This is a genomic window from Mycolicibacterium houstonense, from assembly GCF_900078665.2.
GTDB lineage: Bacteria > Actinomycetota > Actinomycetes > Mycobacteriales > Mycobacteriaceae > Mycobacterium > Mycobacterium houstonense.
Genome location: NZ_LT546207.1, coordinates 1,995,093 through 2,008,108, shown reverse-complemented (window position 1 = coordinate 2,008,108; position 13,016 = coordinate 1,995,093). Strand labels below are relative to the sequence as shown.

The window sequence follows — 13,016 nt, the reverse complement described above, 5'->3', positions numbered from 1 at the left end:
CAAGTACCCTTGACCAGTTGTCTCCAGAGCCTGTAGTTGCAGGCCGGTGACGGCGGGGCATCCCGCCACCCAAGACCCGCGCACGCACCGACCGGTAGCGCGCGCCCGCAGAGAGCAGCAGAGCAGAGGACACGATGGCGACATACGCAATCGTCAAGACCGGCGGCAAGCAGTACAAGGTCGCCGCCGGTGACGTGGTGAAGGTTGAGAAGCTGGACGCCGAGCCCGGCGCGTCGGTGTCACTGCCCGTGGCCCTGGTGGTCGACGGTGCCAACGTCACCAGCAAGGCCGATGACCTGGCCAAGGTCGCCGTGACCGGCGAGGTGCTGGAGCACACCAAGGGTCCGAAGATCCGTATCCACAAGTTCAAGAACAAGACCGGCTACCACAAGCGGCAGGGGCACCGTCAGCAGCTGACCGTGCTCAAGGTCACCGGAATCAAGTAGGAGGCGTTCGGACATGGCACACAAGAAGGGCGCTTCCAGCTCTCGTAACGGCCGCGAATCAGCCGCACAGCGGCTCGGCGTCAAGCGTTTCGGCGGCCAGGTCGTCAAGGCCGGCGAGATCCTCGTCCGGCAGCGCGGCACCCACTTCCATCCCGGCGTGAACGTCGGCCGTGGCGGCGATGACACGCTGTTCGCGCTGGCCCCCGGCGCCGTGGAATTCGGCTCCAAGCGTGGCCGCAAGCACGTGAACATCGTTCCCGTGGCCCGCCCGGAGGCCTGAGACATCGAGGATTCTCCGCGAATGTGAAGCAGCTGCGAGTTCTCGACCGAACTTTCGCGATAGCTTCACATTCGACGGAGAGGATGTCCGATGCCCCGGTTTGTCGACCGCGTCGTCATTCACGCGAGTGCAGGCAACGGCGGCAACGGCTGTGCGTCGGTGCACCGCGAGAAGTTCAAACCACTCGGCGGTCCCGACGGCGGTAACGGCGGTCGTGGCGGCAGCATCGTGCTCGTCGTCGATCCGCAGGTGCACACCCTGCTGGACTTCCATTTCCATCCGCACGTCGTCGCACCCTCCGGTAAGCAGGGTGCGGGCAGCAATCGCGACGGGGCCGCCGGCGAAGATCTGATCGTCCGGGTACCCGACGGCACCGTGGTGCTCGACGAGAACGGCCGGATGCTGGCCGACCTGGTCGGCGCCGGAACCCGTTTCGAGGCCGCAGTCGGCGGTCGCGGCGGCCTCGGCAACGCCGCGCTGGCCTCCCGAGCCCGCAAGGCCCCCGGCTTCGCCCTGCTCGGTGAGAAGGGCCAGACCCGTGACCTCACGCTCGAACTCAAGACCGTCGCCGATGTCGGCCTGATCGGATTCCCCTCGGCGGGCAAATCCTCTCTGGTGTCGACCATCTCGGCGGCCAAGCCGAAGATCGCCGACTATCCGTTCACCACGCTGGTGCCCAACCTGGGCGTGGTGTCGGCCGGCGACAACACCTTTACCGTCGCCGATGTCCCCGGCCTGATCCCCGGCGCATCGGAGGGCCGCGGTCTCGGCCTGGAATTCCTGCGCCACCTGGAGCGGTGCGCGGTGCTCGTCCATGTCGTCGACTGCGCCACCATGGAACCCGGTCGCGACCCGATCTCCGACATCGAGGCGCTCGAGGCCGAGCTCGCGGCTTACACCCCGACCCTGCAAGGCGATTCGGCGCTGGGGGACCTGGCGTCGCGACCACGTGCGGTGGTGCTCAACAAGATCGACGTCCCCGATGCCAGGGAACTGGCCGACTTCGTGCGGGAAGAGGTGGCCGAACGGTTCGGCTGGCCGGTGTACGAGATCTCGACCGTCAGCCGTGATGGCTTGCGCCCGTTGATTTTTGCCCTGTGGGAGATGGTCAAGGCCTACCGCGACGCACAGCCAGAGGTGGTGCCGCGGCGTCCGGTGATCCGGCCGATCGCCGTCAACGAGAGCGGCTTCACCGTCGAGACCGACGGCTACGGCGGGTTCATCGTGCGCGGCACCCGGCCCGAGCGCTGGATCGCGCAGACCGACTTCAACAACGACGAAGCCGTCGGTTATCTCGGCGACCGGCTGGCTCGCCTGGGTGTCGAGGACGAACTGCTGAAGAAGGGCGCCAAGCCCGGCTGCGCCGTGACCATCGGCGATATGACCTTCGACTGGGAGCCGCAGACGCCCGCCGGCGTGGACGTTCCGCTCACCGGCCGCGGCACCGATGTCCGGCTCGAGCAGACCGACCGGGTGGGTGCCGCCGAACGCAAGGCGGCCCGGCGTGAACGGCGCCACCCCGGTAGCGAGGACGCGTGAGCGCTCATCGCGAAGCGATCCGGACCGCGCGCAGCGTCGTCGTCAAGATCGGCACCACCGCGCTGACCACGCCGTCCGGCGTGTTCGACGCCGGACGGCTGGCGGTTCTGGTGGAGGCCATCGAGAGCCGGATGCGGGCCGGCTCCGACCTGGTGATCGTGTCTTCGGGTGCCATCGCCGCGGGCATCGAGCCGCTCGGGCTGTCCAAGCGGCCAACCGATCTGGCCACCAAGCAGGCCGCCGCCAGTGTCGGGCAGGTCGCGCTGGTCAATGCCTGGAGCACGGCGTTCGGGGCGTACAACCGCACGGTCGGCCAGGTGCTGCTGACCGCGCACGACATCGCGATGCGGGTGCAGCACAACAACGCTCAGCGCACCCTCGACCGGTTGCGCGCCCTGCACGCGGTGGCGATCGTCAACGAGAACGACACCGTGGCCACCAACGAGATCAGGTTCGGCGACAACGACCGGCTCTCGGCCCTGGTGGCCCAGCTGGTCGGCGCCGATGCGCTGGTCCTGCTGTCCGACATCGACGGCCTGTACGACTCTGATCCGCGAAAAGGTAACGCGCGCTTCATTCCCGAGGTGGCGGCTCAAGGAGATCTCGACGGCGTGGTGGCCGGCGGGGGCAGCAATCTGGGCACCGGCGGCATGGCCTCGAAGCTGTCCTCGGCACTGCTGGCCGCCGATGCCGGCGTGCCGGTGCTGTTGGCCGCCGCATCCGATGCCGCCGCCGCACTCAGCGACGCCTCGGTCGGAACCGTGTTCGCGCCGCGGCCCGAGCGGATGTCGGCGCGACGGTTCTGGGTGCGCCACGCCGCCGAGTCGCACGGTGCGTTGACCCTCGACGACGGCGCGGTGCGTGCGGTGGTCAAGCAGCGGCGTTCGTTGTTGCCCGCCGGGATCACCGAGGTCACCGGACGATTCCACGGTGGTGACGTGGTCGACCTGCGCGACCTCGACGGGCAGACGGTGGCCCGCGGCGTGGTGGCCTACGAGGCGTCGGAGCTGGCCGCGATCATGGGCCGCTCGACCCCCGACCTGCCTGCCGAACTGCGCCGGCCCGCGGTGCACGCCGACGATCTGGTCGCCACCTAGCGATTTGTGCACCGCCGGTAACGCTGACCGGAACGTGCGGTGCACAAATCACTGGGGTGGGACCTCCAGATAGAGCGCGCCCCAGATGATCTGAGTGAGGGTGTCGGCCAGCTCGGCATCGTAGGACGCCGGGTGTGACGGCAGATTCTGGTGACAGGTCCGTTCCACCATCCAGGTCAGCGCACTGGCGGTGGTGGCGGCGGGCAATTGCGGCCGGATCGACCCGTCGGCCTGGCCGTCTTCGATCACCTTGGTGAGCTGGTTGCCGATTCCGGTCAACAGCTCGCGGTAGGTCTGGCCGACCAGCGGGTCATATCCCGACATCTCGTTGAGCGCGATCAACACCGGTTGGTGGCGCCGGTAGCTGGCGATGATGCCTGCCATGGCGGCTCGGACGTCGGCGGGATCGTGCCGCTCGGACACGCTCCACCACCGCTCGGCGGCCTGGGTCAGCTCGCCGAACACCTGGCCGGCCAGCCGGCGCAGCAGATGACCCTTGTCCTCGAAGTAGATGTAAAAGCTGGCCCGGGAGATCCCGGCCTCGGTGGCCAGCTTGTCCACGCTGAGCTCGGTGAAGCTGGTGCCGTCGGACATCAACCGGTCGGTGGCATCGAGCAGTTGCCGTTCGATCCGCTCGCGGCGTTCCTCCCGTTTGGCCTGCGGTTTCCGGGTTACCGATGGCATGGGCCCAGCGTATCGGCTTTCGCCACACCTTGACTAGACATACTGTCTAGACTTATCGTCGCCAACATGACTGTGTCGCCCATCACATCGGCTCCCTCTTGGCCGCCTGCCCGTCGTCCGTATGACCCGATCGACTTGTCGTCACGGGTGTTCTGGGCCACCACGGCCGCCGATCGCGAGGTTTCCTTCGCCGAGCTGCGCGCCTCCCGCCCCGTCAGTTGGCACCCGCCGGTCGAGGACGCGCTCATGCCCGATCCCGACGATCGCGGGTTCTGGGCGGTCACCCGGCACGCCGACATCGTGACCGTCAGCCGGGACAGCGAGACGTTCCTGTCGGGCAAGGGCGTGTTGTTCGAGTCCGTTCCGGAGGAGCTGCTGGAGGCATCACAGTCGTTCCTCGCGATGGACGCGCCCCGGCACACGCTGATCCGCAAGTTGGTCCACGCGGCGTTCACGCCCCGCCAGGTGGCTCGCATCGAAACGTCGATCAAAGACAACGCCCGCGAGATCGTGGCCGAGCTCAAAGAGGTCGGCAGCGGGGTGGATTTCGTCGACCAGTGCGCCAAGGAACTGCCCATCCGCACGCTCTCGGACATGGTCGGGATCCCCGCATCCGAACGCCAGCGGGTGGCGCATGCCGCCGACGCTCTGGTGTCCTGGGCCGACCCGGTCTACCTGGCCGGGCGCAACCCGCTCGAGGTGCTGCTGCAGAACCAGATGTACCTGCACCAGGTGGCGAATGCCCTTGCCGCAGAACGCAGACAGCATCCCGGCAATGACCTGATCAGCGCGCTCGTGCACGCCGAGGTCGACGGGGATCGGCTCACCGACGCCGAGGTCGCGGCGTTCTTCGTGCTGCTGGCGGTGGCGGGCAATGACACCACTCGCCAGACCACCAGCCACGCTCTCAAGGCCCTGACCGACCATCCCGACCAACGCGCCTGGCTCATGGCCGATTTCGACGACCGGATCGGCGGTGCGGTCGAGGAGTTCGTGCGGTGGGCGACGCCGGTGATGACCTTCCGCCGCACTGCGGCCGTCGATGTCGAGCTCGGCGGGCAGCAGATCGCCGCGGGGGAGAAGGTGGTGATGTTCTACGCCTCGGGCAACCGGGACGCCGAGGTGTTCGACCGGCCCGAGGTCTTGGACCTGAGCCGAAAGCCCAATCCGCACTTGGGGTTCGGTGGCGGTGGGCGCCATTTCTGCCTCGGCGCGCACGTCGCGCGGACGCAGTTGCGGGCGATGTTCGGCGAGCTGCTGCATCAGCTGCCCGATATCGCCGCGGGGGAGCCGGCCTACCTGGAGGGCAACTTCGTGCACGCTATCCGGTCGATGCCGTGCACGTTCTCCTGAGCGCACCGGCCCGACGACACACCCGAGAATGGCGCGATGCGGCAGTCTGTGTCAGCTCTGTACCCGCTCTCGAGAAACTGTGGTGTCGCTGGCTGATTCCCATCGTTCCTGAGCCATGGACGCCTGTGTGTGCCACTCCCGGTCGCGCTCATTGGTCATGAGCAATCCATCGACGCTGGCGGTGTTCTCGGGTTCGGCCGCAGCCATCATTGCGGTGTGGGCGTCGTCGGGGTCGGTGCGCGGCGGAATCACCAGTAGGGTCAGCCGCTCGCCGTCGAGGCCGAGCACCTCAATGGTATTCATCGGCTGAAGCCGATATCCGTCCAGCCGTAGCATGTGCCCACCGGTAACGAGCTTGCGTGGCGCTCGTGCCCATGCCGTCAAGTGGTACAACACCCGCTCGATACGCCCCAGCCGTACCGAGAGCACCGCCAGCAGATCGGGTAATTCTGCGGTCAGATCATCGGTGTGGGGCCACCATGCCCCATCGACGTATCCGCATTGCGGTGCCTTCGGTTTTAAGCGCAGTCGCGGCGTGCGCGCAGGCACGGTCGAGTTCTGATCATTCTTGCGAGTCTGATGTGGCGTCATGGCGACGCTCCCGTCTTGGCCTGAATCGGCCTATTCAAAATCGGCGATGACACGCGCGATATGTCGCGTGTACGAAGTACCGCCGATAACTGCGATCCTACGGCAGTGTGTGCTTTGGTGGCCTTCGCGAAGCAGAATTCCTTGAGTCTGCACGGTCCCATTGGGTCGTCGAGCTGTTCACAGGAGGCCGCCGCGTTGGCGTCGACAGTGACCGACTCGGTCCGGTCTGACGAACGTTGCGGGAGTTGTCGGGGCTGTCGCACCGCTGTTGGTGTGCCAAACGGTTGTCACGGCTGCAGTCGGCGAATCGTGTTCTGCGGCGAATACTGTCGGCGACTCGGCGGCCGTCAGCGGCGCGGCTCGCCGCGGGTTCTCCGGCTGCCAGGCTGTGCAACATCGCCGAGATCAGCACCATTACGGACATCAGAACCTCGCGCATGGGCAAGCCGAAACTGACATCGCCTCAACTGTTTTGTGGACATTCATGGTCCGACCTCATCTGTACCGCTATCTCCAGTAGACGCCGGTTACCGTGTGGTGTCAACGATCCGACTTCGGCCGGCTCCCCGGTCCGTCGCCGGACGCGAACGGCCCGATCTGGTGGGCAACTTCGTGCACGCTATCCGGTCGATGCCGTGCAGGATCTCCTGAGCTCACCGGCCAGCAGGGTCAACATCTCCGAGCAGCCGGCCTCGACCTTGACGCTGGCCAGATCGTCGCCGCGGGTGGGCCCGCGATTGATGATCGCGACCGGGATGCCGTGGGCGGCGGCGTGCCGCACGAAGCGGTATCCGGAGAACACGGTCAGCGAGGAACCCGCCACCAGGAGCGCCTCGGCGGCGTCCACCATCGAATACGCCTGCTCCACACGCTCTTTGGGGACACTCTCGCCGAAGTAGACGATGTCGGGCTTGAGCATGCCCCCGCAGACCGGGCAATCGACGATGACGAACGAGCTGGTCTCGCGGACCACCGCGTCGGCGTCGGGCGCCACCGCGATGCCGCCGACCGACTCGGCCCGCTCGAGGAATCCGGGATTGGCCGCCTCCAGAGCCGCGGCCAGTTCATCGCGAGGCATTGTGGTCCGGCAATCCAGACAGATCACCTGCGCGTAGGTGCCGTGCAGGTTGACGACGCAGCGGCTACCGGCCTTGCTGTGCAGCAGATCCACGTTCTGGGTGATCAAGCCGGCGACCACACCCGTGGACTCCAGCGTGGCCAGCGCGCGGTGCCCGGCGTTGGGCATCGTCTGGTCCATGTGACGCCAGCCCACGTGGTTTCGGGCCCAGTACCGCTGGCGGAACTCCGGATCGGAGGTGAACTGCTGGATGGTCATCGGGTTGCTCGGCGGGGAATCGGGGCCGCGGTAATCGGGGATGCCCGAATCGGTGGACATCCCGGCTCCGGTGAGCACCGCGAGGCGACGGCCCTGCAGCAGGGCGACGAGTTCGGGGGCGTCCACGAGTTCCAGGGTAGAGCGATCGGGAAAACGGTTTGCTTCCCATGGCAAGGTGGCGGGCATGCCCGCACCTCCCGATCTGGCCGACCGCACCAGGCGAGCCGTGGCGGCGGCGCTGGAAGCCGGGCGTGACTTGGGTCTGCCCGCCGAGCAGGCGACGGTTCTGCACGATGCGTTCTCGATCGTCGCCCGCCTGGACCCCACCAAGGTGGTGGCCCGCGTCCAAGTGGTGCTGCCGCCGGGGATGACCCGGCAGGCTCAGGCTGAACGTCAGCAGCGGGAATTGGACGTGGTGGCGTGGCTCGACGGGCAGGGCGTGCCCGTCGTGGCACCGGCACGCCGGTTGCCCCGAGTGCCGGTGCGCCGAGACGGCTTCGGAATGACGTTCTGGGAGTTGGCCGATGTCGCCGACGACCACCAGCCGTACTCGGCTGTGTCCATGACCCATACCGTCGCGCTGCACGCGGCCCTGGCCGAATATCCCCTCGAGTTGCCGTTTCTCACCCCGTTCAACCGATCGCTGGCCGGCTTGATCGACGGGCTGGACGATGCGGTGGTGCCGTTGCTGCCCAGCGACATCAGCCGGGTCCACCGCGAATACGCGGCCCTGCGTTCGGTGCTGGCCGACCGCGCGGCGTTCCACACCCGGTTCCCCGACGTCGCGGTGCAGACGATTCACGGGGACGGACCGGCGCTCAACGTGATCCGCACCACCGACGGTGTGCGGTTCGCTGATTTCGAGGACGTGACCTGCGGACCGGTGGAGTGGGACCTGGCGCTGGCTGACCCCGCGGCGGTTGCCGAGTACGACGATGCGGCGCGTGCCCGGGGTATGCGTGCCACGAATCCCGAAGTGCGGCGGCTCGTCGATGCCGCCGCGACGTTGATGATGATCAGTTGTGTGTCGCTGATCCCGCAGTTGCCGTTGCTGGCCGAGGGATTGATGCCGGTGGTGGAGGCCTGGCGGGAGTCCCCGTCACTGGCCTGACGCCGAGTCCAGGCATTTGGCGGCGGGTACCACCTCTGCGCTCATGTTGCGGCGCATCATCTCGAGTGCCGCGGCACCCAGGCCGGCGTCGATGTGGGCCACCGCGTCGGCCGGCACCACCACGTCGTAATGCCGCACGTAGGCGTCCAGTGCGCTGTAGAGGATGCACTGTTCGGTCACCTGGCCGGCCAGGACAACTCGCTTCGTGCCCAGCCGGCCCAGCAGGTAGTCGAGTGCGGTGGCGTAGAACACGCTATGGCGCACCTTGGTCAGCAGCAGGCATCCGTCGGCGGGCACGATCGGACGGACCAGTTCCGGGTGCCGGCCGGCCAGCGCCGCGGCGACGATGTCGCTGAACTGCGCGGTGAAATCGCCGTAGTTGTCATTGACGTAGATGAGGTCGACATCGTCGCGGTCGCCTGCGCTGCCGATGAGTCCGGCCAGCGGATCGATGATGGTGGCCACATTGGGGGCCAGCAGGTCGGCATCCTCGTGCCGGTAGTGGTTGAGCATGTCCACAACCACCAACGCGGTATCGCTCATGCGTCAATTGGTACCCAGTGGGCCGATCTTGACACTTTTCGGGTGACAATGGGCGCAATGGACTTCTACAGCGCCTACCACCACGGTTTCGCGCGGGTTGCCGCCTGCACCCATCACACGGCCCTGGCGGATCCGCCGGCCAACGCCGAATCGGTACTGCGCATGGCGCAGGCCTGCCATGACGACGGCGTGGCCGTCGCGGTCTTCCCCGAGCTCACGCTGTCCGGATACTCGATCGACGACATCCTGCTGCAGGACGCCCTGCTGGAATCGGTGGAACAGGCGCTGATCGAAATCGTCGCGGCATCGGTGGTGTTGGCACCGGTGCTGGTGGTCGGCGCGCCGCTGCGGCACCGGCACCGGATCTACAACACCGCGGTGGTGATCCACCGCGGAGCCGTGCTCGGCGTGGCACCCAAGTCCTACCTGCCGACCTATCGGGAGTTCTACGAGCGCAGGCAGATGGCCGCAGGCGATGACGTGCGCGGCACCATCCGGGTGGCCGGGGCCGAGGTGCCCTTCGGGCCGGATCTGCTCTTCGTGGCCTCCGACCTGCCGGGGCTGGTGCTGCATGTCGAGATCTGTGAGGACATGTTCGTGCCGATCCCGCCCAGCGCACGGGCCGCGTTGGCCGGCGCGACGGTATTGGCCAACCTCTCCGGCAGCCCGATCACCGTGGGCCGCGCCGAGGACCGGGCGCTGCTGGCCCGCTCGGCGTCCTCGCGATGCCTGGCCGCCTACGTGTATGCGGCAGCCGGCGAGGGGGAGTCGACCACCGACCTGGCCTGGGACGGCCAGACCATGATCTGGGAGAACGGCGTGCTGCTCGCCGAGAGTGAGCGGTTTCCGCGTGGGGAGCGGCGCTCGGTGGCCGACGTGGACCTGGAGCTGCTGCGCTCCGAGCGGCTGCGGATGGGCACGTTCGACGACAACGCCCGCCACCATGCCGAAACGGTGGATTCGTTCCGCCGCATCGAGTTCCAGCTCGATCCGCCCACGGGTGACATCGGGCTGCTGCGGGAGGTCGAGCGGTTCCCGTTCGTGCCGGCGGATCCGTCACGGCTGGAACAGGATTGCTACGAGGCCTACAACATCCAGGTGTCCGGGCTGGAGCAGCGGCTGCGGGCGCTGAAGTATCCCAAGGTCGTGATCGGGGTGTCCGGCGGTCTGGACTCCACCCACGCCCTGATCGTGGCGGCTCGCGCGATGGACCGGGAAAACCGCCCGCGCAGCGACATTCTCGCGTTCACACTGCCCGGCTTCGCCACCGGTGATCGAACAAAGTCCAATGCCATCAAGCTGAGCCGGGCGCTGGGCGTGACCTTCGAAGAGATCGACATCAAGCAGACCGCCGAGCTGATGCTCACCGAGATGGACCATCCGTTCGGCCGCGGCGAAAAGGTCTATGACGTCACCTTCGAGAACGTCCAGGCCGGTCTGCGCACCGATTACCTGTTCCGGCTGGCCAATCAGCGTGGCGGCATCGTGCTCGGCACCGGTGACCTGTCCGAACTGGCGCTGGGCTGGTCGACCTACGGGGTCGGCGACCAGATGTCGCACTACAACGTCAACGGTGGTGTCCCGAAAACCCTTATCCAGCATCTGATTCGGTGGGTGATCTCGTCGGATCAGTTCGGCGGTGAGGTGAACGGCGTGCTGCAGTCGGTGCTGGACACCGAGATCACCCCGGAGCTGGTGCCGACCGGCGAGGACGAGGAGATCCAGAGCAGCGAGGCCAAGGTCGGTCCTTATGTGCTGCAGGACTTTTCGTTGTTCCAGGTGCTGCGCTACGGGTTCCGTCCGTCCAAGGTCGCCTTCCTGGCCTGGCACGCCTGGCACGACCCGGCCCATGGTGACTGGCCCGCCGGTTTCCCCGAGGACAAGCGTCCGTCCTACTCGCTCAAGGAGATCCGGCACTGGCTGCAGGTCTTCGCCCAGCGGTTCTACTCGTTCTCCCAGTTCAAGCGCTCGGCCCTGCCGAACGGGCCCAAGGTGTCACACGGCGGGGCGTTGTCTCCGCGGGGGGACTGGCGGGCGCCGTCGGACATGTCGGCGCGGATCTGGCTCGACGAGATCGAGCGGGAAGTACCCGAACACTAGCCGCGACACCCGGCCACCCGGTCGACCGCGCGTCATCAACTTCAGCGATGTCACGGTGTCGCTGTCGACCGCGGATCGCCGGGAGGTGGTCAGCGTCTACAGCCCGTCGTCTCGACCCGGGAAAAGGTTGTGGCAAACCTGGCTGCTCGGGAGGAGGATGAATATTGGGCGGACATCTTCTCTCAGTTCGGGAATGTTTCGTCTGTATAGGCGGAGGACGCGGAGATGGGAAAGGTAACTGTCGCGACGATTGAAGCCGCCGGCCTTGCAGTTGTCAGTATCGGATTGGCGTCGCCAGCCGGGGCGGCACCATCTGGAGGCGAATCAGCACAGGACGCGATAAACGCGCTGGAAGCGCGGGGCTACACCGTCATCGTGCACAAGGTGGGAAATGCTCCATTGAGCCAATGCACAGTCAGCGCTACGAAACCCGGCCATTCATTCTCGCGGACGGACAGCTCTGGTCCTGGGGACAGTGACAACACAACCGTCCTCGCGAAGACGATCAGCGTTTACGTCAGCTGCTGAAGTGCCGGTTGGTGGGGTTCCGCCATCCGAAGAAGCCTGCTGCCGGTACGTTGCGCCGGCGGCGCGGAGAAAGGTGGTCAGCTCATGATCGAGCATCTGCAATCCCGCCTGAATCCCCACGCACCAGCCGTTCTGAGCGTGTTCCGGATGGTGTTCGGGCTGCTGTTCACCCTGAACGGCACCGTGAAGTTGTTCGGCTGGCCCGTCGGCCGCGCTACGGCGGTCGGGGACTGGCCGTTCTGGTGGGCCGGGCTGATCGAGTTGATCGCCGGGCTGCTGATCCTGGTCGGCTTGTTCACTCCGGTCGCCGCGCTCATCGCCGCGGGTGAGATGGCGGTTGCCTACTTCTGGCTGCATCAGCCCAATGCGCTGTGGCCGGTCGACCCGGAGAACGGTGGTGAGTTCGCAATCCTCTACTGCTTCGGCTTCCTGTTGTTGGCGTTCGCCGGACCTGGTGCGTGGGCTCTGGACGCCGTGCGCAGCCGTCCACGTGCCGGTGTTCGCACCGAGGCCGTCTAGTGAAACGGCCACTGTCCGCTTGTTCTCGGTGCGCGCGCTACAGGCGGCCTTCGGTGCGCAGCTCCGGGTGAACCCACTCCGGTGAGCGCCGCGCCTTGAACGCCAGGAAGCCCTCCATCGCCTCCTCACCGCTGTAGCTGGCCTTCATGCCGATCCGGTCGTAGAGGCCCAGGTAATTGTCCAGGCTGGATTTCACCACGCCGCGCGCCCGCGGGGCGGTCCGGCAGCACTGGGCAAGCACTTCGGATGCGGCAACGGGCAATTCGTCGTGCGGCACGATGCGGGCCACCAGGCCCCAGTCGACCGCCTCCTGCGCGCTGAGCGTGCGGCCGGTGAACATCAAGTCCCTGGTGCGGACGGGGCCGATCAGGCGGGCCAGCATCTGGCTGTAGTAGGTGTCGGCGATACCGCGGTACAACTCCGGCACCCGGAACGTGGCGCGGTCGCTCACCACGGCCATGTCGCTGCACAGAGCGATCTGCAGACCGCCGCCCTGGCACAATCCGTTGACCGCGCTCACCACCGGTTTGACCGACTGGCGCAGGGTCTCGAACGGCGTGACGTCCATCGACAGCGCCGCACCGAAGCTCATCCAATCGTCGACGCCGTTGCCGCCGCCCAGATCACCGCCAGGGGCGAACACATCGCCGGTGCCGGTGATCAGCAGGCCGGCCAGGTCCGGATCGGCCTCGACGTGGGTGACCGCATACCGGATACCGAAGTACATGGCCGGGGTCATGGCGTTGCGGGCCTCGGGCCGGTCGAGGGTGACCACCCCGAACGGACCCTGCCGGTCGAACCTGAGATACGGCGTGCCCAGCCAGTCGCCGTCGGGCGGCCGCGGGGTCTGTCCCTGGGTCATGGACAGCGACTATAACTCCAACGGTAT

13 protein-coding genes are annotated in these 13,016 nt (G+C 66.9%); 8 read left to right on the top strand and 5 right to left on the bottom strand.

Annotated features, from left to right (window positions below):
* Window positions 1-134: 134 nt before the first annotated feature.
* The 4 genes from rplU to proB all read left to right on the top strand — a co-directional run bounded on the left by rplU (window position 135) and on the right by proB (window position 3,362).
* Window positions 135-446 (top strand): 50S ribosomal protein L21, encoded by a 312-nt coding sequence (rplU, locus tag BN4332_RS10085; protein ID WP_003879728.1) that lies wholly within the window; start codon window positions 135-137, stop codon window positions 444-446.
* 13 nt (window positions 447-459) lie between these two features.
* Window positions 460-726, top strand: a complete 267-nt coding sequence (gene rpmA / locus BN4332_RS10080) for a 50S ribosomal protein L27 (protein ID WP_066898306.1) — start codon at window positions 460-462, stop codon at window positions 724-726.
* 90 nt (window positions 727-816) lie between these two features.
* Window positions 817-2,265 (top strand): GTPase ObgE, encoded by a 1,449-nt coding sequence (obgE, locus tag BN4332_RS10075; RefSeq protein ID WP_066898305.1) that lies wholly within the window; start codon window positions 817-819, stop codon window positions 2,263-2,265.
* Complete coding sequence (proB, locus tag BN4332_RS10070) at window positions 2,262-3,362, top strand: glutamate 5-kinase (RefSeq protein WP_066898304.1); 1,101 nt, start codon at window positions 2,262-2,264, stop codon at window positions 3,360-3,362. The genes obgE and proB overlap by 4 nt, the downstream gene beginning before the upstream one ends.
* Before the next feature lie 48 nt (window positions 3,363-3,410).
* Here proB and BN4332_RS10065 read toward each other — a convergent pair whose 3' ends face one another.
* Window positions 3,411-4,046 (bottom strand): TetR/AcrR family transcriptional regulator, encoded by a 636-nt coding sequence (locus BN4332_RS10065; RefSeq protein ID WP_066898303.1) that lies wholly within the window; start codon window positions 4,044-4,046, stop codon window positions 3,411-3,413.
* A 66-nt stretch (window positions 4,047-4,112) separates the two neighbouring features.
* On the opposite strand from BN4332_RS10065, the gene BN4332_RS10060 reads away from it, so the two are divergent.
* Window positions 4,113-5,399 (top strand): cytochrome P450, encoded by a 1,287-nt coding sequence (locus BN4332_RS10060; RefSeq protein WP_066898302.1) that lies wholly within the window; start codon window positions 4,113-4,115, stop codon window positions 5,397-5,399.
* 51 nt (window positions 5,400-5,450) lie between these two features.
* On the opposite strand, the gene BN4332_RS10055 is transcribed toward BN4332_RS10060, so the two are convergent.
* Window positions 5,451-5,990 (bottom strand): DUF5994 family protein, encoded by a 540-nt coding sequence (locus BN4332_RS10055; RefSeq protein ID WP_066898301.1) that lies wholly within the window; start codon window positions 5,988-5,990, stop codon window positions 5,451-5,453.
* Window positions 5,991-6,609: 619 nt separating this feature from the next.
* Window positions 6,610-7,452 (bottom strand): NAD-dependent protein deacetylase, encoded by an 843-nt coding sequence (locus BN4332_RS10050; protein ID WP_066898300.1) that lies wholly within the window; start codon window positions 7,450-7,452, stop codon window positions 6,610-6,612.
* 58 nt (window positions 7,453-7,510) lie between these two features.
* Between BN4332_RS10050 and BN4332_RS10045 the strand changes: the two genes are divergently transcribed.
* Complete coding sequence (locus tag BN4332_RS10045; protein WP_066898375.1) at window positions 7,511-8,437, top strand: phosphotransferase; 927 nt, start codon at window positions 7,511-7,513, stop codon at window positions 8,435-8,437.
* Here BN4332_RS10045 and BN4332_RS10040 read toward each other — a convergent pair.
* On the bottom strand, window positions 8,426-8,980 hold the full coding sequence (locus BN4332_RS10040; RefSeq protein WP_066898299.1) for a cysteine hydrolase family protein: 555 nt from the start codon (window positions 8,978-8,980) through the stop codon (window positions 8,426-8,428). The genes BN4332_RS10045 and BN4332_RS10040 overlap by 12 nt on opposite strands.
* 57 nt (window positions 8,981-9,037) lie before the next feature.
* Between BN4332_RS10040 and BN4332_RS10035 the strand changes: the two genes are divergently transcribed.
* Both BN4332_RS10035 and BN4332_RS10025 read left to right on the top strand, forming a co-directional pair.
* The gene (locus BN4332_RS10035; RefSeq protein WP_066898298.1) at window positions 9,038-11,080 is read left to right on the top strand and encodes an NAD(+) synthase; all 2,043 of its coding nucleotides are present in this window, start codon (window positions 9,038-9,040) and stop codon (window positions 11,078-11,080) included.
* Between the two features lie 612 nt (window positions 11,081-11,692).
* Window positions 11,693-12,127 carry a DoxX family protein gene (locus BN4332_RS10025; protein WP_066898297.1) on the top strand — a complete coding sequence of 145 codons (435 nt, stop codon included), beginning with the start codon at window positions 11,693-11,695 and terminating at the stop codon, window positions 12,125-12,127.
* A gap of 37 nt (window positions 12,128-12,164) precedes the next feature.
* On the opposite strand, the gene BN4332_RS10020 is transcribed toward BN4332_RS10025, so the two are convergent.
* Complete coding sequence (locus BN4332_RS10020; protein WP_066898296.1) at window positions 12,165-12,989, bottom strand: enoyl-CoA hydratase/isomerase family protein; 825 nt, start codon at window positions 12,987-12,989, stop codon at window positions 12,165-12,167.
* Between the last annotated feature and the right edge of the window lie 27 nt (window positions 12,990-13,016).

What these genes read in the sequence shown, in the direction of transcription:
- BN4332_RS10045 (WP_066898375.1), top strand. Translation starts at nt 7,511, where the DNA reads ATGCCCGCACCTCCCGATCTGGCCGACCGCACCAGGCGAGCCGTGGCG.
- obgE (WP_066898305.1), top strand. Translation starts at nt 817, where the DNA reads ATGCCCCGGTTTGTCGACCGCGTCGTCATTCACGCGAGTGCAGGCAAC.
- BN4332_RS10035 (WP_066898298.1), top strand. Translation starts at nt 9,038, where the DNA reads ATGGACTTCTACAGCGCCTACCACCACGGTTTCGCGCGGGTTGCCGCC.
- BN4332_RS10060 (WP_066898302.1), top strand. Translation starts at nt 4,113, where the DNA reads ATGACTGTGTCGCCCATCACATCGGCTCCCTCTTGGCCGCCTGCCCGT.
- BN4332_RS10025 (WP_066898297.1), top strand. Translation starts at nt 11,693, where the DNA reads ATGATCGAGCATCTGCAATCCCGCCTGAATCCCCACGCACCAGCCGTT.
- BN4332_RS10040 (WP_066898299.1), bottom strand. Translation starts at nt 8,980, where the DNA reads ATGAGCGATACCGCGTTGGTGGTTGTGGACATGCTCAACCACTACCGG.
- rpmA (WP_066898306.1), top strand. Translation starts at nt 460, where the DNA reads ATGGCACACAAGAAGGGCGCTTCCAGCTCTCGTAACGGCCGCGAATCA.
- BN4332_RS10020 (WP_066898296.1), bottom strand. Translation starts at nt 12,989, where the DNA reads ATGACCCAGGGACAGACCCCGCGGCCGCCCGACGGCGACTGGCTGGGC.
- BN4332_RS10055 (WP_066898301.1), bottom strand. Translation starts at nt 5,990, where the DNA reads ATGACGCCACATCAGACTCGCAAGAATGATCAGAACTCGACCGTGCCT.
- rplU (WP_003879728.1), top strand. Translation starts at nt 135, where the DNA reads ATGGCGACATACGCAATCGTCAAGACCGGCGGCAAGCAGTACAAGGTC.
- BN4332_RS10065 (WP_066898303.1), bottom strand. Translation starts at nt 4,046, where the DNA reads ATGCCATCGGTAACCCGGAAACCGCAGGCCAAACGGGAGGAACGCCGC.